17 protein-coding genes, 1 tRNA gene and 1 pseudogene are annotated in these 20,894 nt (G+C 68.5%); 13 read left to right on the top strand and 6 right to left on the bottom strand.

Features of this window, described 5'->3' with window-relative positions:
- The first annotated feature begins 6 nt into the window (after window positions 1–6).
- Window positions 7–903 (top strand): alpha/beta hydrolase, encoded by an 897-nt coding sequence (locus OXC99_08640; protein ID MCY4625050.1) that lies wholly within the window; start codon window positions 7–9, stop codon window positions 901–903.
- Here the strand turns inward: OXC99_08640 and OXC99_08635 are convergent.
- Window positions 900–3,047, bottom strand: coding sequence for a hypothetical protein (locus OXC99_08635; GenBank protein ID MCY4625049.1), 2,148 nt, complete (start codon window positions 3,045–3,047; stop codon window positions 900–902). The genes OXC99_08640 and OXC99_08635 overlap by 4 nt on opposite strands.
- Window positions 3,048–3,157: 110 nt before the next feature.
- Between OXC99_08635 and OXC99_08630 the strand changes: the two genes are divergently transcribed.
- The gene (locus tag OXC99_08630; protein MCY4625048.1) at window positions 3,158–5,650 is read left to right on the top strand and encodes a Smr/MutS family protein; all 2,493 of its coding nucleotides are present in this window, start codon (window positions 3,158–3,160) and stop codon (window positions 5,648–5,650) included.
- A 3-nt stretch (window positions 5,651–5,653) separates the two neighbouring features.
- Here the strand turns inward: OXC99_08630 and OXC99_08625 are convergent, their stop codons facing one another.
- Window positions 5,654–6,814, bottom strand: a complete 1,161-nt coding sequence (locus tag OXC99_08625) for a Fic family protein (protein MCY4625047.1) — start codon at window positions 6,812–6,814, stop codon at window positions 5,654–5,656.
- A gap of 212 nt (window positions 6,815–7,026) precedes the next feature.
- Window positions 7,027–7,410 carry a RidA family protein gene (locus tag OXC99_08620; GenBank protein MCY4625046.1) on the bottom strand — a complete coding sequence of 128 codons (384 nt, stop codon included), beginning with the start codon at window positions 7,408–7,410 and terminating at the stop codon, window positions 7,027–7,029.
- Window positions 7,411–7,496: 86 nt separating this feature from the next.
- Here OXC99_08620 and OXC99_08615 point away from each other — a divergent pair, with 86 nt between their 5' ends.
- From OXC99_08615 to OXC99_08605, 3 genes are all read left to right on the top strand, one after another.
- The gene (locus tag OXC99_08615) at window positions 7,497–8,504 is read left to right on the top strand and encodes an AIR synthase-related protein (protein MCY4625045.1); all 1,008 of its coding nucleotides are present in this window, start codon (window positions 7,497–7,499) and stop codon (window positions 8,502–8,504) included.
- Entirely contained in the window at window positions 8,504–9,418 is a 915-nt protein-coding gene (locus OXC99_08610) for a DMT family transporter (GenBank protein ID MCY4625044.1), read from the top strand. Before OXC99_08615 ends, OXC99_08610 begins: the two co-directional genes overlap by 1 nt.
- Before the next feature lie 46 nt (window positions 9,419–9,464).
- Window positions 9,465–9,539, top strand: a tRNA-Asn gene (locus tag OXC99_08605).
- Window positions 9,540–9,680: 141 nt separating this feature from the next.
- Here the strand turns inward: OXC99_08605 and OXC99_08600 are convergent.
- Entirely contained in the window at window positions 9,681–10,319 is a 639-nt protein-coding gene (locus OXC99_08600; GenBank protein MCY4625043.1) for a VTT domain-containing protein, read from the bottom strand.
- Window positions 10,320–10,449: 130 nt separating this feature from the next.
- On the opposite strand from OXC99_08600, the gene OXC99_08595 reads away from it, so the two are divergent.
- The 8 genes and pseudogenes from OXC99_08595 (at window position 10,450) to OXC99_08560 (ending at window position 16,238) form a co-directional block, all read left to right on the top strand.
- On the top strand, window positions 10,450–10,617 hold the full coding sequence (locus OXC99_08595) for a hypothetical protein (GenBank protein MCY4625042.1): 168 nt from the start codon (window positions 10,450–10,452) through the stop codon (window positions 10,615–10,617).
- 112 nt (window positions 10,618–10,729) lie between these two features.
- Entirely contained in the window at window positions 10,730–11,632 is a 903-nt protein-coding gene (locus OXC99_08590; GenBank protein ID MCY4625041.1) for an SDR family NAD(P)-dependent oxidoreductase, read from the top strand.
- 50 nt (window positions 11,633–11,682) lie between these two features.
- Window positions 11,683–12,534, top strand: a complete 852-nt coding sequence (locus tag OXC99_08585) for an SDR family NAD(P)-dependent oxidoreductase (GenBank protein MCY4625040.1) — start codon at window positions 11,683–11,685, stop codon at window positions 12,532–12,534.
- A 613-nt stretch (window positions 12,535–13,147) separates the two neighbouring features.
- Window positions 13,148–13,525 (top strand): hypothetical protein, encoded by a 378-nt coding sequence (locus OXC99_08580; protein MCY4625039.1) that lies wholly within the window; start codon window positions 13,148–13,150, stop codon window positions 13,523–13,525.
- Window positions 13,525–13,797, top strand: coding sequence for a hypothetical protein (locus tag OXC99_08575; protein MCY4625038.1), 273 nt, complete (start codon window positions 13,525–13,527; stop codon window positions 13,795–13,797). The genes OXC99_08580 and OXC99_08575 overlap by 1 nt, the downstream gene beginning before the upstream one ends.
- 418 nt (window positions 13,798–14,215) lie before the next feature.
- Window positions 14,216–14,644 carry a hypothetical protein gene (locus tag OXC99_08570; protein MCY4625037.1) on the top strand — a complete coding sequence of 143 codons (429 nt, stop codon included), beginning with the start codon at window positions 14,216–14,218 and terminating at the stop codon, window positions 14,642–14,644.
- 58 nt (window positions 14,645–14,702) lie between these two features.
- Window positions 14,703–15,923, top strand: coding sequence for an NYN domain-containing protein (locus OXC99_08565; GenBank protein ID MCY4625036.1), 1,221 nt, complete (start codon window positions 14,703–14,705; stop codon window positions 15,921–15,923).
- Between the two features lie 132 nt (window positions 15,924–16,055).
- Window positions 16,056–16,238, top strand: a pseudogene (locus OXC99_08560) (type II toxin-antitoxin system HicB family antitoxin).
- A gap of 147 nt (window positions 16,239–16,385) precedes the next feature.
- Here the strand turns inward: OXC99_08560 and ileS are convergent.
- Together ileS and OXC99_08550 are read right to left on the bottom strand one after the other, a co-directional pair.
- Window positions 16,386–19,625: an isoleucine--tRNA ligase gene (ileS, locus tag OXC99_08555; protein MCY4625035.1), complete on the bottom strand. Its 3,240-nt coding sequence runs from the start codon at window positions 19,623–19,625 to the stop codon at window positions 16,386–16,388.
- A gap of 342 nt (window positions 19,626–19,967) precedes the next feature.
- On the bottom strand, window positions 19,968–20,870 hold the full coding sequence (locus tag OXC99_08550) for a class F sortase (GenBank protein MCY4625034.1): 903 nt from the start codon (window positions 20,868–20,870) through the stop codon (window positions 19,968–19,970).
- Window positions 20,871–20,894 lie beyond the last annotated feature (24 nt).

Genomic DNA, 20,894 nt, shown 5'->3' with positions numbered 1-20,894 from the left:
TGCGCTATGGTGAACATCCAGGACGGCAAGACGATAACCGTGCCCGTCGGCGACGGCAGCATCGAGTATTTCTACTATGAGCTCGGCGACCCGGCGGGAGAGCCCGTCGTCTTCATGCACACGGGCGGCGCGGGCGTCTCCGCCTACCAGTGCTGGCGCCTGAACCTGGACGCCGTCGCGGAGGCGGGCTACCGCGTCCTCGCGCCGGACTCGCCCGGCTTTGGGCGCACCTCGCCGGGCAACGCAGTGGAGGGCATGGCTGCGTTCCTCGACGCCCACGGCATTGACCGGGCGCACCTTGCCGGCAACTCCGGCGGCGGCATGGCGGCCACCAACTTCTCTGCCCGCTACCCGGACCGCGTGCGCAGCCTGACCCTCAGCGGCGGCGAGCCGCGGGTGGACACGGAGGCGACGAAGCCCATCGTCCCGCTGCTCGGCCAGACGGCCCGCATGAACTTCGCCCGCGCCATGCTCACAAAGCCGCAGCTGACCTACGAGGACATGCGCAACGCCACCGCAGACTTCTTCTACGACCGCGACCACTCTGAGATCGACGCCACGGCGCAGCTCCGCCTCGACTCCCTTTCAGACCCGGACCTGCTGCAGCGCGTGATCGACGAGGCCATCGGGCAGATCAGCCGGGGCCGGGCCGCCACGTCGGACGAGGTCTACGCCGCCATCACCGCGCCCACCTACCTCCTTCACGGCCGCGACGAGCCCTACTTCTACAGCGAAGAGGACCAGCCCATCCTCATCGACGCGGCCATCAAGGTGGTCTTCGCCATCAGGGATTGCCGCTGCACGCTGATTCCCTTCTGCGGCCACTGGCCCCAACTGGAGAAGGCGGAGGAGTACAACCGGCTGCTGCTGGGCTTCCTTGGCGAGGTGTCGCGGCGCGGCTAGACAGGCCGGTTCTCGTCAGGCGCTTGAGGCTCTTCAGGCTCGCTATCATCGGCCGGTGGAGCGTCGCCAGTAGAGGCATCGCCTTCCTGCGGCCCGCTCTCCTCGCCGGACGGTGCGCCATCAGGTGATGCTTCCGGCTCCTCAGGACTGTCTTCGCTGGCCGGTGGAGCATCGCCCTCCTGCGGCCCGCTGTCCTCTGTGGGTTCCTCGTCGACCGGCGGCGCTTTCTCCTGAGGCGCGGGGGGTGGCGGCCGCCCCGGAGCGCCGCCCTCTGGAGTCGGCGCTTGCCGCGGTTTCTGGCGGGCCCAGACGACGCCGCCCGCGACGGCCGCGGCGCCCAGCAGCGCCAGGAGCAGCGCCTGTAGCCGCATGCCGCCGATTACGCGGCCGATGCCCCGGTCCACAACCCCTAGCAGCTTGGCCGACAGCAGGGCTTCCACCCGTTCATCGCCCTGGGTCTGCGCCGCTTCAGCAGCAGCCTCCGCCTGGGCGTCGGACACCACGCCGCCCAGGCCGGCCGCGATAAAGGTGACCAGGAGTGCGCCCAGCGCCGCCGCCAGGAGGGCGCTGCCCCCCAAGCCGAGCTTCACCGGCCACCTTCGCCCGCCCAGGAGTCCCGCTCCGGCGACCAGTCCCAGCGACAGCGCCAGCAGCAGGGGCCCCACGATCCGCAGGCTGTTCACCCCGTCACGCGCCAGATCAAAGGCGTCCAGAGATTCCTCAGCATCGGCCGAGTCCGGGTCCGCAATGGCCTCCCGCAGGTCCTCCTCCGTCCACGTCCAGCCCTCACTGAACCCCTCGCGCACCGTGTCCAGGGCATCCACCAGGCCGGAGTCCTGCCCCGCCAGCGCATCCCGCAGGTCTTCCTCAGAGACGGTCCAGCCGTCGCGCATGGCTTCGCGCACCTCGGCAATGAGGTCCGAATCCTCCCCGCCCTGGGTTGCTTCAGTGAGGTCCTCATGCGTGAAGGTGACCTCGCCGGGTGCCATATCGTGGACGGCCGCGCTCAACAATGCGTCAACGTCAACGCCCGCGTCCCTGAGGAAGCCGTCGGCGGTGACGCCCGGTTGGCTGCACAGGCCCACGGGGTTGCCCCGGGCCAGCGCGAGCGCCTGGGCCGGGGTGCATGGCGGCGCGGCTTCCAGGCGGTCCGCGTAGGTCTTCTTCACCGCCTCAGTCAGCGCCAGAATGGAGGCCTCAGTGCGCTCCCGCAATGAAATCCGTAGCGCAAATCCGTCGCTCCTGCCGGAGATGTAGGGTACAGCGGCGTCCACAAGCCGCCGGGACTCGACGGCCAGCCACTCATCCGTAATTGCCGATTCGATGGCCGCCCGGATCTCCTCCCGGGAGACCACAACGTCAAAGGGCAGGGCCACGTCCTCGGTCACGTTCTCGTCCAGCGCGGGATCCAGCGCCTCCTGCCGCACGTAGCCCGAGAGGTCGGCCCGGTCCAGGATGGCGGTCATCTCCTCCTCCAGCGGCGCGGCGCGGTCGGAGAAATCGAAGGTGAAGCTGAAGGAGTCGCTGCGGCCCGTGAGGTAGGCCGCCAGGGCCTTGGCCGCTCCCGTCTGCTGCGACCGCACGTATTCAGGCGTCACCACCCGCTCCAAGGAGACGAGAGCCTCATCGGAGGTGAGCTGGATGCCCAAAGGCAGGTCTTGGCTGTCCAGGCGATTCTGGACAGTCTCCGGCGCCCTCTCCTCCAGGAGCCACTGGTGCAGGTCCACCCGGTCTATGAGGGCGATGATGGCGGCCTCGACTGCTTCTGCCCGTTCGTCGGGGCTGATGGTGAGGGTGAAGGAGTCGGACTGGCCCAGCAGGTACGGCCCGAGGCTGTCGATGGCCCCCTCCGTCTGTTGTTGCAGCCAATCGGGCGGCAGCGCGTCTCTGATGCTTGTCACTACAAAATCAGCGTCCAACTTGAACGCCGGCGCGACCCCATCGGCGTTGTGCAACCCCTCCTCTACGGCGACGGGAAGAAGCTCGTCGTAGAGGAAGTTGTAGATGTCGGCCTCGCGCAGCTGCTCTTTGTAGAAGTCAGAGGAAAGGACCGTGCCGCAGGCCTGTGACGTGAGTAAGGCCAGTATAAGCATGGGCGCCAGCGCCAGCGCCAGCGCCAAGGCAATGACCCGCCTGATGACCATACGCTCCCCTAAGCGAATGACTGACAGAACGCCGAATGATAGCTAAGGCCTCCGGGCTTGTCAAACAGGTCCGGCTTTGGCCTCGTGTACAATTGTCACTGGGAGGGACTGTGGAGACCGCACCTGCAGACGCTTTGGACGGCGGCACGGCGGACGCTTTGCGCTCACGCTCGCTGGAGCTGCTGGAGTTCCCGGCGGTGCTGGAGCAGCTCGCCTCGAATACCGGCTTCATGCTAGGCCGCCGCGAGGCCCTCGCCCTCACGCCCTCCTCCGACCCCGGCGCCGTCGCCGAGCGGCAGCGCGAGACCGCGGAGGCCCGCCTCTTCCTCGAGGTGGGCGGCAGCATGGAGTTCGGCGAGGCCGGCGACGTCTCCGTCGAGGCGCAGCGGGCCGCCAAGGGCGGCGTCCTCACCGGGCTGGAGCTGCGCGCCGTCGCCGAGACGCTGCGCGCCGGCCGCCTCGCGCGGAACGCCTTCCTCCGTCACGACCGGGACTGCCCCGCCCTCGCCTCGCTGGCGCGCAACATCCCAGACATGGACGCCCGCGAGACGGCCATCTTCCGCGCCATCGGCGTCGACGGGCAGGTCGAGGACGCGGCGTCGCCCGCGCTGCGGGAGATCCGCTCCCAGGCGCGCATCGCCTACGGGCGGCTGGAGGATACGCTGCAGCGCCTCGTCCGCTCCGACCGCACCCGGCGCGTCCTGCAGGAGCCGCTGGTGACCGAGCGCAACGGCCGCCTTGTCGTGCCCGTGCGCGTGGAGATGCGCAGCCGCATGCCCGGCCTCGTCCACGACGTCTCCGGCAGCGGCGAGACCATCTTCGTCGAGCCCCTCGCCGCCGTGTCCCTCGGCAACCAGTGGCGCGAGCTGAAGCTGGCCGAGACCCGAGAGGAGGAGCGCGTCCTCCGCGAGCTCTCCCTCTCCATCGGCGACTACGCCGACGAGGTCGAGCTGACGCAGTCGTTGCTGGCCCGCCTCGACGCCACGCTCGCGAGGGGGCGATACGCCCTCGCGCTCCGTGCCAACCCGGCGGCGACGGCGGACGAGGGCCTGCAGGACGTGCGCCTCGTCGGCGCGCGGCACCCGCTGCTCAAGGGCCGTGTCGTGCCCCTGTCGCTCGACCTCGGCCACGTCGCGCCCGAGGTCGGGGAGGACGCCCCGAGGCGCATCCTGCTCATCACCGGGCCCAACGGCGGCGGCAAGACCGTCGCGCTCAAGACCCTCGGCCTCATGGCGCTCATGCACCAGGCCGGGCTGCAGACGCCCGCCGAGCCCGGCACCGTGCTCCCCATCTTCGACGGCGTCTACGCGGACATCGGCGATCAGCAGAGCATCGCGCAGTCGCTCTCCACCTTCACCTCGCACATGACCAGCGTGCGGGGCATCCTCTCGCAGGCCACGTCGCGCTCGCTTGCCCTCATGGACGAGCTCGGTTCCAGCACCGACCCCGAGGAGGGCGCCGCCCTCGCCGAGGCTGTCTTGCAGAGCCTCTTGGAGATAGACGTCACCACCATCGCCACCACCCACCTCCGCCGCGTCGCCGCCTTCGTGCAGGAGACGCCCGGCATGGTGAACGCCAGCGTAGAGCTGGACCCGGAGACCTTCGCGCCGACCTACGGCCTGACCGTCGGGCTGCCGGGCCGCAGCTACGCGTTGACCATCGCGGAGCGCGTCGGCCTCCCCCACGGCGTCGTCGAGCGGGCGGAGGCGATGCTCTCGCCCGAGCACCGCCGCGTCGAGGAGCTGCTGGCCGAGGTCGTCGAGGAGCGCCAGGCCGCTGCCGACGTGCGCGCCGAGGGCGAGGCCGCCCTCGCCGAGGCGCAGGAGCTCCGGCGGCAAGCGGAGGCCGAGCTTGAGCGGCTGCGGGAGCTGCGCGTCGAGCAGATGGAGACCGCCCGCCACGACCTGCAGGCGCAGGCGGACGACCTCATGGGGCGGCTGAAGGCGGCGGAGCAGGCGCTCCTGAACACGCCCGCCGCGCCGCAGCAGGAGGCACTCGCCGAGGTGCAACAGGCCGTGGCGTCCGTGCAGAGCGTGCGTCGAGGGCTCCGCGCCCCGCGATGGCGCCCCAAGCGCGAGGACCGCGCCGAGTGGCTCCACAGCCTCGGCCCCGGCGACACCGTCCGCGTCCGCGGCTTCCCGGGCCCCGCGCAGGTCATGGCCGCCCCCGACGACCGCGGCATGCTGGAGGTCGCCGTCGGCGTGCTGCGCGCGCAGGTGCCCCTCGACCACGTCCTCCACCGCGACCCGGCCGCCGCGCAAGCCGCCGAATCGACGCGCAAGCGCTACACCCGAAAGTCGCAGCCCATGCCCTCGACTGAGCCCAACGGCGAGTCGCCCGCCGTCAGCGCCCTGCAGCAGCTCCCGGCGGCGCAGCTCGACCTGCGTGGCATGCGCGTCGACGAGGCCCTCGACCGCCTCCCGCCCTTCCTCGACCGCGCGCTGCAAGACGGCCACGCCCGCGTCCGCGTCGTGCACGGCATGGGCACCGGCGCCCTCCGCGCCGCCGTCCGGGAGTGGCTCCAGTCCTCGAGCATGGTAAGCCGCTGGTCCCCCACCGAGGGCCGTACCGCAGACGGCGCCACAGACGTGGACCTGGCGTAGGCGTTAGGCGGTCTCGAACAGGTCCATGTAACGCTTATAGGCGAAGACCCTGTTTCGAGCTTGCCCAGTTATCTCCTCTAGAATGCCGCATTCCACCATGCGCGACACGAGCTGGTTGGCGCCGGCGTAGGACGTACCCGTCAGTTCCTGGATCCGGGACACGTTCACATAGGGTTCTCCGTACAGCCGCTCAAGCACGCGGAGTCCGTTTGCGGCGGCCCTGCCGAATGCGTTTGACACCGCCGCCCTGTCGTCCTCGCGTAGAGATTGAATGCGCCGGACCGTGTCGGCGGCTTCTCCGGCAACTTCCACGATCCCCTGAAGAAAGAAGCGGAGCCACCCCTCCCAGTCGCCCGTGTCTCTCACTGCCTGCAGCAGGTCATAGTACCGCTGCCGGTTGCGGGCAAAGTAGTGCGAGAGGTAGAGGGTCGGCTTGTGGAGAATTCCCCGTTCTGTCAGGAGAAAGGTGATGAGCAGCCGGCCAAGCCGCCCGTTGCCGTCAAGGAAGGGGTGTATGGTTTCAAACTGCGCGTGGGCGAGGCCGATGCGGATGAGCAAGGGCAGGTCGTCCTCGGCGTGCAGGAAACGCTCCAGGTCGCCGAGGGCGTTCAGCACAAGGTCTGGCGGCGGCGGCACGAAGGCGGCGTTCCGAATGCTGGCCCCCTGCGGGCCGACCCAGTTCTGCGATGTCCGTAGCTCGCCGGGCGTGAGGTGCGACCCCCGGACGCCTTGGAGCAGCCGGCGGTGGATATTGCGCAAGAGGCGCACGGAAACCGGCAGCGTTTCGAGCTGCTGCAGCCCAAGCTCCATTGCGCCGATGTAGTTGACCACTTCGGCCGCGTCGACGGGCCTGGCCGGGGCAAAGAGCTGTCCCTGCACGGCGAGCACGTCCTGCAGCGAGCTCTGCGTTCCTTCGATTTGGCTGGAAAGCAGCGCTTCTTTGCGAATGTACATGAAGACAAAGACATCGGGGTCCGGCAGGGTGAGTGCTGCGCCGTCCAGCCGGCCCAGAGCCAGGTCGGCCTGCGAGAGCACGCCCTGAAGCGATACCGCGTCCAGCGGTAGGTCGGGCGGCAGCGTCCTGGGGATGAACGCCGCGTAGCCTGTCGGCTGCCGGACGTACGTTCCGGCGCGCCCGGTGGCATCCTGTGGCTGCTGAGTCATCACGCATCCGGTTGCGGCGAGTGGCGCCGCCAGTATTAAACTCTGCGTTTAGTATAGAGGCAAAACGCCCCCATACACAACGCTGCGTTTAATATAGACCCCGAACCCGCTCCATATTAAACGCTGCGTTTAACATGGAGGTGCCCCGCCGCCATACGCAACGCTGCGTTGCACATGGCGAGCCGCTCCCCGCGAAGCCGTTGACGCGCCCCCTACCCCACGTACGCGATCGCCTCTATCTCAATCAGAAACTCCGGCCGCGCCAGCCGCGAGATCACCAGCAGCGTCGACGCCGGCGGCTCCGTCTCGAAGTAGCGCAGCCGCGCCGCCCGCGTCGATGCGATGCAGTCCTCGTTCACCACGTACGTCGTCGTCTTCACGACGTCCCTGAACGTCGCGCCGGCGTGGGCGAGCGCCGTCTGCATGTTCTGGTACACCTGCTCCGCCTGCGCCTCCGCGTCGCCCTCGCCGACAACCGAGCCGTCGGGCGCGACGGAGACCTGCCCCGCGATGTAGACCGTGTCCCCGGCCTTCACCACGTGCGAGTAGCCGGTGGGCGTGTGCATGCCTTCCGGGTTGGCGTGTGTCTTGGGCATAGCGTTCCTCCAATATGCGATGTGCTTGACGCTGGTATTATAGCCGCAGACGACTCGGCCCACGCAGACACACTTTCGGAGGCAAGGTGGACGTAGGCAAACTCCCGGCGGACGTCCTCGCGAAGCTGTTGTCCGGCACGGCGCAGCCCGACCCGCGTGTGCTGCAGGGCCCCGGCGTCGGCGCTGACGCGGCCGTCATCGAGCTCGGCGACCGCCTCCTCATCGCCAAGGCCGACCCCGTCACCTTTGCGACCGACCGCATCGGCTGGTACGCCGTGCAGGTGAACGCCAACGACGTCGCCTGCATGGGCGGCACGCCGCGCTGGTTCCTTGCGACCGTCCTGCTCCCCGAGGGCGCGCCCGAGAGCCTTGCCATCGCCATCCACGAGCAGATCACGCAAGCCTGCGACGCCCTCGACGTGACGCTGGTGGGCGGGCACACGGAGATTACCTACGGCCTGACGCGCCCCATCGTGTCCGGCCAGATGCTGGGCGAGGCCACCCGCGACACCGTCGTCTGGCCCGGCGGCGCCCGCCCCGGCGACGCTCTCATCCTCACGCAGGGCATCGCCATAGAGGGCACCTCCGTCCTCGCGCACGAGGCCGCGGACGCCCTCCTCGCCGCTGGCCTCTCGCAGGCCGAGGTCTCGGCGGCCGCCGCCCTCCTTGACGCGCCGGGCATCAGCGTCGTCCGCGCCGCGCAGGCCGCCGCGCGGGCGGGTGGGACGGCCATGCACGACCCGACGGAGGGCGGCCTCGCGACGGGCCTCGCGGAGCTCGCGGCCGCCGCCAAGGCCGGGTTGGAGGTGGACGAATCAGCCGTCCGCGTCCTGCCGGAGACGAGCGCCGTGTGCCGCGCCCTTGGCCTCGACCCGCTGGCGCTGCTCGCCTCCGGCTCGCTGCTCGCCGCCGCCGCGCCCGAGCGCACCGACGCCGTCCTCGCCGCCCTCGCTGCCGAGGGCATCCCCGCGACGGTCATCGGCCGTGTGACCGAGGCGTCGGCCGGACTGCGGCTGCGCACGTCGAACGGCGTCCGCGAGCTGCCCGGCTTCCCCCGTGACGAGCTGGCCCGCTACATGGCTCAGGCCTCCTGATGCGCCGCCGGATCCGGCTCGGTGGCCAACCGCCGCCGTTTGTGGTCTACGGCGGCTTGGCGCTGGGGGTATCCGCCGTCTCCTCCGCGGCCGTCATCATCCGTCTCGCCGACGCGCCGTCGTTGACCATCGCCGCGTACCGGCTCGCGCTGGCGGCGATCGTCGTCGTCCCCCTCGGCCTGGCGTTCGAGTGGGGCGCGCTGTGGTCGCTGACGCGACGGCAGTGGGGCCTCGTCCTCGCGGCGGCGGTCTGCCTCGCCGCCCACTTCGCCTTCTGGATCGCCTCGCTGGAGCACACCTCCGTCGCGAGCTCCGTTGTCATCGTCACGTCGAACCCCGTCATGGTAGCCATTGGCGCCTCCCTCTTCCTCCGAGAGCGGAGCTCGCCGCGCGTGCTCGCGGGCATCGCCGTCGCGGTCGCCGGCGTCGTCGTCATCGCGGTGGGCGACTGGGATCTCGGCGACCGGCGGCTCTTCGGCGACTTCCTCGCCTTCCTTGGCGCCGTCGCCGTTGCCGGCTACTACATCGCGGGCCGCAGCCTCCGCGAGCGCCTCAGCATCCTGGGCTACATCGCGCCCGTCTACGGCGCGGCGGCCGTCATCCTCGTCGCGGCCGCCCTCGCGACGGGCTCGCGGCTCACAGGCTTCGACGTCGAGGTCTACGGCTGGCTCATGCTGCTGGCGCTGCTGCCGCAGCTCGTCGGCCACTCGTCGCTCAACTGGTCGCTCGGCTACCTCCCCGCGACCCTCGTCGCCACGGCCGTCATGGCCGAGCCCGTCGGCGCGAGCCTGCTGGCGTGGGCCGTCCTCGACGAGGCGCCCCCCGTCGCGAGCGTGGCCGGCGGAGCGCTGGTGCTCGTGGGCGTCTTCACCACCCTCACCGGAGGCCGTGCGCGGTTGAAGGCGGAGACGTAGGGGTGCTAGAATGACGATTGGGCCGCCCCTCGCGGTCCGTTGCAATTCCCCGGTAGCTCAGTGGTAGAGCGATCGGCTGTTAACCGATTGGTCGTAGGTTCGAGTCCTACCCGGGGAGCCACACGCAACCTTGCCTCTTCATCTTCCATCGCTTGGGCCTCAGGCGGGCTGGCAAGACGCCCCCATATGGTCAACACATGCAACTCTATTGAGACCTGAATGAGTCCAGCGAGACCTGCATGATTCGTCTCCGGCCCGGGCGTCACCCCAGCCCGACGAGCCAGTCGATCCCCGACCGGCACGCATACACCACGGCCACGTACTTCACCAGCTTCCCCGCCAGCACGTAGAAAAGGAACCGCCTGACAGAGTACCCCAGGGACCCCGCGGCTATCCCCGCCACGTCGAACACCGGGTTCGGCACCACCGACAGCACGAACAGCGGCAGCCCGCCGTACCGCCGCACCCATCCGTGGATCCGCGCGTAGTGCCGCGAGCGTTCCAGCAGCGACCTTCCCGTGTACCCCGCAAGGTACCCGCTCAGCTCGCCCACCGACGACCCAACGCCGCCCGCCATCCCGAGCAGGAACGGGTTCAGCGCCGCCTGCTCGGCGGACGCACCGCAGACCACCGCCAGCCCCGGCACCGGAATCAGCACCGTCGCCGAGCCGATCAGGTTGATCACCAGCGCGCCCGCGTACCCGGCGTTCTGCACGTCGAGCCGCCCCGTCGCCCACAGGAACGTGCCGATCGCCATCGTCGCCCCGGCGGCCACCAGGATGGCGACGCGCGTGGCTGCCTCGTTGGCGGCCAGCCAGTCCGCCAACGCCGACCGCCGCCCCCGCGGTGCGTCACCATCCGGCGTCGTCGCCTCGAGGTCCTGATTATGCTCGTCTGCCATGACGGGATTATTCAGTGCCGGCCCCAGTAACGCAAACGCGGGTTGCAGCTCTACTGGACTGGATGGTGCGTTGATTCTATGATGCTCAACCGTAACCATAGATGACGATGTGCTCGCGGTGGCCCGAGCGTTGGCTGAGCAGCAGGGAATCAGCCTCGGCAGAGCCCTCTCGGAGTTGGCCGGGAGTGGCTTTCGGAGCGGGCGGCAGTCCAGGCGCCCCGGAGTCTTCGACGTGGACCCGGACGCAGGGCCCATCACCAGTGAAGGCGTCTATCGCGCCATGCGAGACTTCCCCTAGCTCCCCCGTCCCTTGACGCGCCGCACCCCGTCATGTAGCTTCCCGGTGAGCCAAACCGCAACCCATGGCCGCGCCGTCTCAAAGGCGCGGCAATTTCGTGTGGAGGAACATCGTGGGCAAGTTGGACGGACAGTGCGTCATCGTCACCGGCGCCAGCCGAGGCATCGGTGAGGCCATCGCCAAGACCCTCGCCGCCGAGGGCGGCCGCATCCTCTGCGTGGCCCGCACCCTCAGCGAGGGCAGTCACGACATGACCACCTACATGCGTGACCAGGGCCGACCCGGCGAGGCGGAAACCCCATTTCCCGGCTCCCTCGAGGGCACCGTCGCCGCCATCCGCGAGGCCGGCGGCGAGGCCACTGCGTTGGCCGCCGACCTCGCCGACCCCGACGAGTGCCGCCGCGTCGTCGATGAGGCCCGCCGCATCTACGGCCCCGTCGACGTCCTCGTCAACAACGCCGCCCTCGCCGTCTTCCTTCCCGTTGCGGAGTTCCCCTATGACAGTTGGCTCCGCAGCTTCCAGATCATCGTCCACGCATCCTTCGTCCTGAGCCAGTGCGTGCTGGAGGACATGGTTCCCCGCAAGCGCGGCGCCATCGTCAACATTTCCTCCAGCGCCGCCAGGGGCCCGGGCAGCGCACCCTACGCGCCGCCTTCCCCCGACGCGCCCGCCGTCACCGGCTACGGCGCCGCCAAGGCCGCCCTCGAACGCTTCACCCAGGGCCTCGCCCTCGAAGTCCGCGACGACAACATCGCCGTATCGGCCCTCTCCCCCTCCATCATCGTCCCCACCGCCGGCGCGGTCTTCCACAAGGGCGTCCGCTACATCGGCGACGAGAACGGCGAGCCGCCGGAGTTGATGGCCCAATCCGTCCTCCTCCTCGCCACGAAGCCCGCCGGGAAGATGAACGGCATGGTCACCTACAGCCAGAAGATCCTCCTGGAGCACGGCGTCATAGAAAAGGGCGTAGGTATGGGCGTAGACCGCCCCGGCAGCGGCTACAGCCAGATCTAGCCCGCGCCGCTCGACACGCGACGGGCGGCGCTTCTGCGTGGAGGCACATCGTGGGCAAGTTGGACGGAAAGAGCGTCATCGTCACCGGCGCCAGCAGGGGCATCGGTGAAGCCATCGCCAAATGCGTCGCCGCCGAGGGCGGCCGCATCCTCTGCGTGGCCCGGACCCTGACCGAGGGCAGCCACCCGTTTCCGGGTTCGCTGGAGAGCACTGTCTCAGCCATCCGCCAGGCGGGCGGCGAGGCCACCGCGCTGCCCGCCGACCTCACGGACCCTGCCGAGTGCCGCCGCGTGGTGGACGAGGCCCGCCGCATTTACGGCCCCGTCGATGTCCTCGTAAACAATGCGGCCCTTGCGGTCCTCCAGCACGTCCACAAATTCCCATACAGCAGATGGCTCCGCAGCTTTCAGATCATGGTGCATGCGCCCTTCGTCCTCAGCCAGGCCGTGCTGGCGGACATGGTCCCGCGCAAGAGCGGCGCTATCGTCAATATTTCCTCAGGCTCGGCCGTCGGACCGGGAAGCGCTCCGTACCCTCAGCAGTCCGTAAACCTGCCTGGTTTCGCCGGCTACGGCGCCGCCAAGGCCGCCCTCGAGCGGTTCACCCAAGGGCTTGCGGAGGAGGTCAAAGATGACAACATCGCCGTGACCTCCCTTGCTCCCTCCATCTTCGTCTCCACGGCCGGCGCGGTCTTCCACCGCGGCGCACGCTACATTGGAGACGAGAACGGGGAGCCGCCGGAGTGGATGGCCCGGGCTACGCTGCTGCTGGCTACGGAACCGCCGGAGAAGGTCAACGGCACGGTCACCTACAGCCAGAAGCTCCTCCTGGAGTACGGGGTGATAGAGCAGGGCGCCGGCTGGGGTGCCGAGCGACCCGGCAGCGGCTTCAGCCGGATCTAACAGCCCCGTCGCCAGCCCAGCGCGAAGGCCTAACCCCTCATCGTCATTCCTGCGAAGCATGCCCCGTACCCCGATACGGGGGCAGGAATCCAGAGGGTGGGGCGGGTGAGGCGCCCCCGCCCGCTCGTAGGGGCGATTCGCGAATCGCCCGTCCCGCCGATAGGCGGGAACACCCCTTGCGGCGGAAACTCCCTCGTACCGTGCCCGGCTCACCGCCATTGCGGCCCCACTGCACATCAACGCCAGGTCAGAATCGCAGGAGCAGAGGAGACACCAGAGCCCTCGCTCCCTCCAGCCTTTGTCACTCACCTATACACGCCAAACGCGTTTGTGCATCATCAATGCTGTTCTGTGATCATCAACTTGTCTTGACCGCACCCGAAGCGACTCTGCAGCCAGACCTAGGGCAAGCAGCATGGCGGCATGCCCGTGCGCTACTAGTGAGTAACCCGGCGAGTCTGCGAAGATGCATGTGATCCACCCTCTCGGTCAGTCCATCTGCTCCAAAGACAACCTGATGAGGTCATCTCACAGGCTTGCTGTAGCCGACTCTTGGGAGAGGGACTGGACAAGTGCTATACTTTACATAGAGCACACATCAGGGGACCAAGCTATGGATTCTAGAGTTGTCGTGAGCCTTACGTGCCGGTTGTACTACCATGAAGATCGAGACTACTTCGCAGCTCGCTGCCACGAGCTGGGCATGTCCGCCTATGGTAAGACGCAGGACGAGGCCGTCGACAGCTTGAAGCGTCACTTCAACGTCGCCATCCGGGCTTACCGGGAGCACGGCAAGCTGGAGAGCATCCTTCGGAACTCAGGCGTTGCATGGTGGTGGGAAGACGACTACCCGGACAACTTCCCCGCTTATGAAGACACGGGAGTCACTTCGACAACGCCACTATCAGTTTTGGATGGCGGCGTTCACGGGCATGTATTGGCGGGCGGCAGGGAAGGGGACGACGAGCGAATCTTGGCGTTTGCCGCCTGATGCCCGAGTACGTCACCCGTACCATTCTCTTGACCGCCATGAGCCGGTTGGGTTTTCGCCCCAGTGCATTTGACCAATTGACGATAACGTTCCTGCGTCCCAATGACGGGGCCATAGTGGTGCTGTCCGCTACTCCGGGCGGTGACTTCCATGTAAATGACGTAGCCGAAGACCTCGACACGAGTCTTGCCCATCAGGACCGGCTGGACCCCATTGGTGATCAGTTCAAAGCCCTCCTCATTGCCATGTGGTCCGAAGGAAAAGACAGGTGAGTCTCTTGGGGTAACGAGATACTTGCCCACTTAAGCTGAGGTTCTCGAAGGAGTGAACGGTACTCCCAGCGCAAATGCGTGTTCCTCCCCCCTGCCACAACCCCCTTGCCCGAGCGCCCCGCCTCTCGCTACCCTTTGCGCATGGACAGTGCACTGCACAACATGAGTCTCGCGCATCCAACATGGACTTTGAGTTCTTAAAACAGCTATGAATTGTCTTGGAAAACAATCCGTATCCAAAACTGGCAATTCCAGATACACATTGATTCTCGGATAAGGCATTTCGTTGATTCGCTCCCGCCTCTGGCATTGGGTATGCACGGCTGGCCGGAAATGCGCCGCCTGAATAAACCCCCATTGGCGAGTGGAGTACAATACCCTTGAGCGGCCGCGTCAGGCCGCCGGAAGGGACCCGGCAATGGTCTACGCAGACCCCACAACGGCGGACATCCCCGCCCTGGCAGACTACGTCGCCCGGTGGCTGGACGGCCTGCGTGACTGGTGCCCCCGCTGCCAGGGCACCGGCCGCGAGGACTTCCGCGACCCCTACAGCCCCAACGGCTCCTGCCCCCGCTGCCTCGGCAAGCTCTGGGTTTCCGTCATCGACGTCGAGCGCCTCCTCGAGGCCATCGCCCTCGTCGGCCCCCTGCAGGTCGAGGTCACCTACCCCGGCCGCGGCGCCCGCGCCTGCCTCCTCCGACTGCACGGCGAACGCATGCACGGCGACCACCGCGGCGAGGACGACTCCACCGTCGGCGCCGTCTACCGGGCCGCGGCATCCCTCGTCACCACCCTGCTGAACGAGGGTATCATCAAGGAGCAGCCCTTCGACGATACCGGCCATTAGCCGCGGCTGATGGCCCCAGACACTAGCCGGGCAATATGAGAGAGAGTAACGTATTAGCATGAGTGAGTCGCAGATAGCGGTCCTGATCGATTACGAGAACGTGGGCCTCGGCGCCGTCCAGGGGTTGTTCGACCAGCTCTCGGACCTCGGGCGCATCATCGTCAAGCGCGCCTACGCCGACTGGTCCTCCGGCGCCCGCCAGCGCGACCAGCTCCTCGAGCTCGGCATCGAGGCCGTCCACCACTTCCACGCCGCACGCGTGGCCAAGAACTCCAGCGACATCTCCCTCGCCATCGACGCTGTCGACCTCCTCTACCGCTCCCCCGTCGACACTTTCGTCATCGTGTCCGCCGACAGCGACTTCGTCACCCTCGTCAGCAAGCTGCGCTCCGCCGGCAAGACCGTCATCGGCGCAGGCCGACGCGACGTCGTCTCCACGACGCTCGTCCGCGCCTGCGACCGCTACATCTACCTCGGCACCGAGCCCAAGACCGCCCCCGCCGACTCCCGCTCCCTCGACGCCCTCGTCCAGCGCGCCATCGACGCCTCCGCCGACGACGAGGGCAAGGTGGCGGGCTCGCGCTTGCACCAGACCATGACCCGCATTGACCCCAGCTTTGATTTCCGCTCCATGGGCTACCGTACCTTCACGCAGTTCCTGGATGCGTCCCCCGTCGTGAAGGTCACCCGCGCCCGCGGCTCCGACGACATCAGCATCAGCCTCAAGCCGACGGGCATGGCGCGATTGCCGGGCATCGGGAAGGTGCTCGCGGGCAAGTCGAGGAGTCAGCAATCGACCGCCACGGCGGCCCCGCCCGTCGAGCCCGTGCAGGCCGCGCCGCCTCCGCCCGTCCGGACGCCCGCCCCGTCGCGGCCAAGGCCCGCGCGCTCAACGCCGAGGCCGTCAGCCGCCGCCCCGCAGCCCGCCCCCGCAGTCCAGCGGCAGGCTCCTCCCGTCGTGACCGCGGCGCCGGAACCCCCGCCGACCCCGTCGGCAACGCCACCTGCACCGGTCGTCACGACCAACGGCGGCTGGGAGTCGGAGATCCACGAGCGGTGGTCGCAGCGCGTCGACAAGGACACCGGCGTGCTCAACGGAACCCGCGCCGCCGGCGAGGCTGCACGCATCCTCGGCGCGCCCAAGCTCAGCGCCTCGCGCTTCAAGACGCTGCAGAAGCTCCTCGCCTCCAGCCCCTACCTCGCGGCGAGGTGGGAGCGTGAGGGCAACTCGCTGCACGACAAGGCCAACGCCGCCGTCGTCGGCGCGGACTCCCGCTAGGCCTGCATGCCCAAGGTCAGGGAGGCCATTCGTGTTGTTGAACGCGATGGCTGGCATCATGTACGGACAACAGGCAGCCACCGGCACTTGGCGGCGCATACTGAAACAGGCGGGGCTTGAAGGGAGGGAACGATGAAGCGCAGCTATGCGGTAGTGTTCGAGCGTTCTCCCAACAACTATGCCGCCTATGCGCCCGACGTTCCCGGCTGCATCGCCACGGCCAGCACATGGGACGAGATGCAGGTGATGATCAGAGAGGCGCTGGCCTTTCACTTTCAGGGCTTGGCCGAGAAAGGGGAACCCATCCCGGAGCCAGGCATGTCGCTCTGTGAGGCGATGGCCTACCACAGCGCGGAGCTTTTGGCCGCCGGAGAGGGAGACCAGGCCGTGGAAACCACGTTCGGCATGGTGGATGTGGAATTTGAAGCTCCTGCTCCGACTCCCGCCTGACCCCGAAGAGTCTTAGGCCCGCCTGACGCCGACCGTCAGCTCCATCCCCTCGATCTTGAGCGTCTCCGAGTAGCCGCCGCCCGGCGTGCCGGACGCACCCGGCGCGCCCGCCGCCGCCTCGACGGCCAGCGTCTCGCCCCGGACGTAGTCGCCCAGCGGCCCCTCGCCCAGCAGCGCCTGCAGCTCGCTGGCGCCCTCGTGCGTGATGACGATGCGGTCCGAGATGTCCAGCCCCGCCGCCCGGCGCATGTTCTGGATGTTGTGCACCAGCTCCCGCGCCAGCCCCTCCTGCCGCAGCTCCGGCGTGATCACCGTGTTCACGCCCACGAAGTAGCCGCCCTCCAGCGACCCCGCCACGACCCCGTCGGTGGCGGGCGCAACCTCCAGGTCCTCGCTCGTCACCTCGAAGCCGCCGATGGCCGCCGTCTCGCCCGCCAGCATCCGGCCCGCGATCGCCGCCTTGTCGGCCTCCTCGAAGGCCCGCCGCAGCTCCGGCAGCCGGTCCGTGTACTTCGGCCCGACGACGGACCCGTTGAGCCGCACCGAGAGCAGCCTCGCCACCTCCGCCGCGTCGATGGTGCGCACGGCCTTCACGTTCAGCTCGTCCCGCACCTGGTCCGCCAGCCGCTCCAGCGCCTCGGCCTCGCCCTGCGACCGCGTCATCACCACCGCCTCCGAAAGCGGCTGCCGCACCTTGACGCGGCTCTTGCTCCGTGCGGCGCGGCCCATGCTGACGACGCGCATCACCACCTGCACGGCCTCCGCTAGCTCGTGGTCGATGAGCGCCTCGTCGGACTCAGGGAACGCGGCGAGGTGGACGCTGTCCGGCGCCTCCGGGTCCGCCGACGCCACCAGGTTCTGGTACATCTCCTCCGCCACAAACGGCGTCAGCGGCGCCAGCAGCTTGCTCAACGTCACCAGGCACGTGTACAGCGTCTGGTACGCCGAGCGCTTGTCGCCGTCATTCTCGCTCTTCCAGAACCGCCGCCGGCTGCGCCGCACGTACCACGTCGACAGCTCCTCGACGAACGCCTCGATCTTGCGCCCCGCGTCCGTCGGGTTGTAGCCGTCCATCTCGTCCGTCACGTCCGCCACGAGCTGGTTCAGCTCCGACAGCGCCCACCGGTCCAGTTCCGCCGTCGGTTGTACCGCCGCCGCCGCCATCGGGTCGAAGCCGTCCAGCCGCGCGTAGGTCACGAAGAAGCTGTACGTGTTCCACAGCGTCAGCAGGAACCGCCGCACCGACTCCTCCACGAGGTCTTGCGAGAACCGCCGCGAGTTCCCGGGCGGCGCCGCCGTCAGCAGGTACCACCGGACCGCGTCGGCCCCGTGCGCGTTGATGACCGCCCACGGCTCCACGATGTTCCCCTTGGTCTTGCTCATCTTCTCGCCCTCGCCGTCCAGGATGAGGCCGAGGCAGATGACGTTGCGGTAGCTCGGCTGGTTGCGCAGCAGCACCGACAGCGCGTGCAGGCTGTAGAACCAGCCCCGCGTCTGGTCGACGCCCTCGCAGATGTAGTCCGCCGGGAAGCGGCCGTCGCTGAACAGCTCCGGCGAGCCCTTGGGGAAGTGGAACTGCGCGTACGGCATCGCCCCCGAGTCGAACCAGCAGTCCAGCACCTCGGGCGTCCGCCGCGCCTCACTGCCGCACTCCGCGCACGTGACCACGACGCTGTCGATGTACGGCCGGTGCAGGTCGAGCCCGTCCGGATTGAGCACGCCCCGCGTCTCCGCCGTGGCCCGCTCCCTCAGCGTGTCCAGGTCGCCGAAGCACTCGTCGTGCCCGCACTGCTCGCACCGCCAGATGGGGATCGGCGTGCCCCAGTACCGCTCGCGGGAGATGGCCCAGTCCACGTTGTTGCGCAGCCACTCGCCGAAGCGCCCCTCCTGGAAGTGGCCCGGATACCAGTTGATCTCCCGGTTCATGGCCACCATCTCGTCCTTGTGCGCCGTCGTGCGGATGTACCAGGACGGCTTGGCGTAGTACAGCAGCGGCGTGTCGCACCGCCAGCAGAAGGGGTAGGTGTGCGTCATCGTGCCGCCGCGGTACAGCAGCCCGCGACGCTCCAGGTCCGCGATGATGGCGCTGTCCGCCTCCTTGACGAAGGTGCCGCCCCCCGGAAAGCCCTCCGCCAGCACGCCCAGCATGTCCACCGAGTGGTGCGTCGGCAGCCCGAACGTGCGCCCGAGTTCGTAGTCCTCCGCCCCGTAGGCGGGCGCCGTGTGCACGATGCCCGTGCCGTCGTCCACGCCGACGTAGTCCGCCGGCAGCACGCGGTGCGGGAACGGCGAGCCGTCGTCTTCCGTGGCGTTCGCGAAGGGCGGCGAGTACCGCAGCCCCTGCAGCTCGCTGCCCTTGAACGATGTCTCCTCCGTCCAGCCCTCGCCCAGCACGTCCTCGATGCGTGCGCGGACCAGCAGCGCCCGCTCCCCGCCGTTCGGCGACCGCAGCAGCGCGTAGTCCTCGTCCGGCGCGACCGCCAGCGCCATGTTCGCCGTCAGCGTCCACGGTGTCGTCGTCCACGCCAGCGCCGACGGCACAGGGCCGTCCCAGCCTGCCTCGCTCCACCCCATCCGCCGCGCGGCGTCGAGCGCCTCGTCCTGCTCGGCATCGAGCGGGAAGCGCACGTAGATGGACGGGTCCGGCGTGTCCTCCTTGTACCCCAGCGAGACCTCGTGCGAGCTGAGTGACGTCACGCAGCGGGGGCAGTGAGGCGTCACCCGGTAGCCCGAGTACACCAGCCCCCGGTCCCACAGCTCCTTGATGATCCACCATCCCGTCTGGATGTAGCCGTTGTGGAAGGTCACATACGGGTCGTCGAGGTCGATCCAGAACCCGACGCGCTCCGTCAGGTCCTCCCACTCGCCCTTGTAGCGCTGCACGCTCTCGCGGCACAGCGCGTTGAACTTGTCGATGCCGTAGTTCTCGATCTCCCACTTGGAGGTGAAGCCCAGCTCTTTCTCGACCTCCAGCTCCACCGGCAGCCCGTGCGTGTCCCACCCGCCCTTGCGGAAGGGCCGGTAGCCGCGCATCGTCTTGTACCGCGGGATGACGTCCTTGAACACCCGCGCCAGCACGTGGTGCATGCCCGGCGTGCCGTTGGTCGTCGGCGGCCCCTCGTAGAGCATGAAGAGCGGCTGCCCCTCCCTTTCCGACCACGTGCGGCGAAAGACGTCGCGGTCCCGCCAGAACTGGAGCGTTCGGTCCTCCAACTCCGGAAAGTTCACCTTGCTGGATACCGGCTGAAACATGCTTCACTCCCCGCCGGGCCTTCCCGGCCCACAAAAAAGCCCGTCCCTCAAAAGGGACGGGTCTCGTTGCCCGCGGTACCACCCTTATTCCAACACCGCAGCCCTGTGCGGCGCTGGCGCTTGTAGGGCGCCATCACGCCCCCGCCCGAGATAACGGTGGGCTTCCGGTGCGGCCTAGCAGGTGTGGATCTCTACACCCGTTCGGGGCACGGCTCGGGAGGGATTTTCGCTGGGCGCCCGCCTGTCCGCTTCCACCGTCCCGGACTCGCTGGAGGGGGTGACACCAGGTACTCGTCTCCGTCACTGCCTTTCAGTCATGCTAGCAGTGCCCCGCCGAGGGCGTCAAGAAAGTGGCCGCTTCAGCCGCGCCCCCACCAGCTCCGCCGTCACCACCACCCGCTCGTCGTAGATGAACCGCGGCCATGAGCAGACCAGCGTCGCGGTGCGGCCGTCGGAGCCCCAGAAGTTCACCTGCTCCTTGGGGAGGATGCGGAACTCCGTGGCCTGGTACAGGAAGCTGCCGTCGTCGCTGTCGACGATGACGTAGACCGGCTCGCCGGATCGAAGGTAGTCATGGAGCTTGGGAAGGTCGCGGAAGACGGCGCCCTCGTCCTTGAGCGGGCTCTCCAGGTGCCCGAACAGCCAGGTGTTGCCCAGCTCGCCGGGAGTGGTGTGCCCCGGGATGATGCCGACCTCGTAGATCGGCGATTCGTATTTGAGGTGCCCCTCGTCCGTCGTGAGGATGCCAAGCTCGATCGTCCTGGATTCGAGCCCGATGACGGGGATGCGGACGAGGGTGGCCGGCGCCAGCCCCGACTCCGGCAGGTCCAGCTCCGAGACCGGCAGAAATCCCGACGTGAACTCCGGCGCGCCCCGCTCCTTGGCCCAGAGGGGATTTGTCCAGTCCTGCGGGGCCGCGTCCCAGCCCCCATAGACCTCGCCGAGGGTTGCGGCGGAGGGTGCGGGGCCGGTGTCTTGCAGCGGCGTGGTGGTGACCGGCTGAGTCTGCGCGGGAACTGCGGGCACATCGGTCGGCGGCGTGATCAGTTGCTGCAGTTCCTCCTGAGAGGGCAGCGTCGGCTCCGTGGTGATGACCACCACCGGCTCGTATCGCTCGTCGATGTAGGCCTGGTAGCCGAAGAAGCCGCCCGCGACCGCCAGGAGCAGCGCGCCGCCGCCAAGCATCGCGAGTCCCACCCGCCTGCCGCCCGGTATGCCCAGCGACCTACCCTCGTGCGCTGCCAATGGAGTCACCCCGCAAGCTCATAG

The sequence above is a fragment of the Chloroflexota bacterium genome (assembly GCA_026713825.1).
GTDB lineage: Bacteria > Chloroflexota > Dehalococcoidia > Lucifugimonadales > UBA1127 > UBA1127.
Note: the sequence above shows the minus strand (reverse complement) of the source record. Positions and strands in the feature narration are given on the sequence as shown.

Excerpts from the sequence above, each read along its gene's own strand:
- OXC99_08575 (MCY4625038.1), top strand. The coding sequence starts at position 13,525 with ATGCCCGAGTACGTCACCCGTACCATTCTCTTGACCGCCATGAGCCGG.
- OXC99_08635 (MCY4625049.1), bottom strand. The coding sequence starts at position 3,047 with ATGGTCATCAGGCGGGTCATTGCCTTGGCGCTGGCGCTGGCGCTGGCG.
- OXC99_08600 (MCY4625043.1), bottom strand. The coding sequence starts at position 10,319 with ATGGCAGACGAGCATAATCAGGACCTCGAGGCGACGACGCCGGATGGT.
- ileS (MCY4625035.1), bottom strand. The coding sequence starts at position 19,625 with ATGTTTCAGCCGGTATCCAGCAAGGTGAACTTTCCGGAGTTGGAGGAC.
- OXC99_08620 (MCY4625046.1), bottom strand. The coding sequence starts at position 7,410 with ATGCCCAAGACACACGCCAACCCGGAAGGCATGCACACGCCCACCGGC.
- OXC99_08625 (MCY4625047.1), bottom strand. The coding sequence starts at position 6,814 with ATGACTCAGCAGCCACAGGATGCCACCGGGCGCGCCGGAACGTACGTC.
- OXC99_08580 (MCY4625039.1), top strand. The coding sequence starts at position 13,148 with ATGGATTCTAGAGTTGTCGTGAGCCTTACGTGCCGGTTGTACTACCAT.
- OXC99_08610 (MCY4625044.1), top strand. The coding sequence starts at position 8,504 with ATGCGCCGCCGGATCCGGCTCGGTGGCCAACCGCCGCCGTTTGTGGTC.
- OXC99_08565 (MCY4625036.1), top strand. The coding sequence starts at position 14,703 with ATGAGTGAGTCGCAGATAGCGGTCCTGATCGATTACGAGAACGTGGGC.
- OXC99_08570 (MCY4625037.1), top strand. The coding sequence starts at position 14,216 with ATGGTCTACGCAGACCCCACAACGGCGGACATCCCCGCCCTGGCAGAC.
- OXC99_08640 (MCY4625050.1), top strand. The coding sequence starts at position 7 with ATGGTGAACATCCAGGACGGCAAGACGATAACCGTGCCCGTCGGCGAC.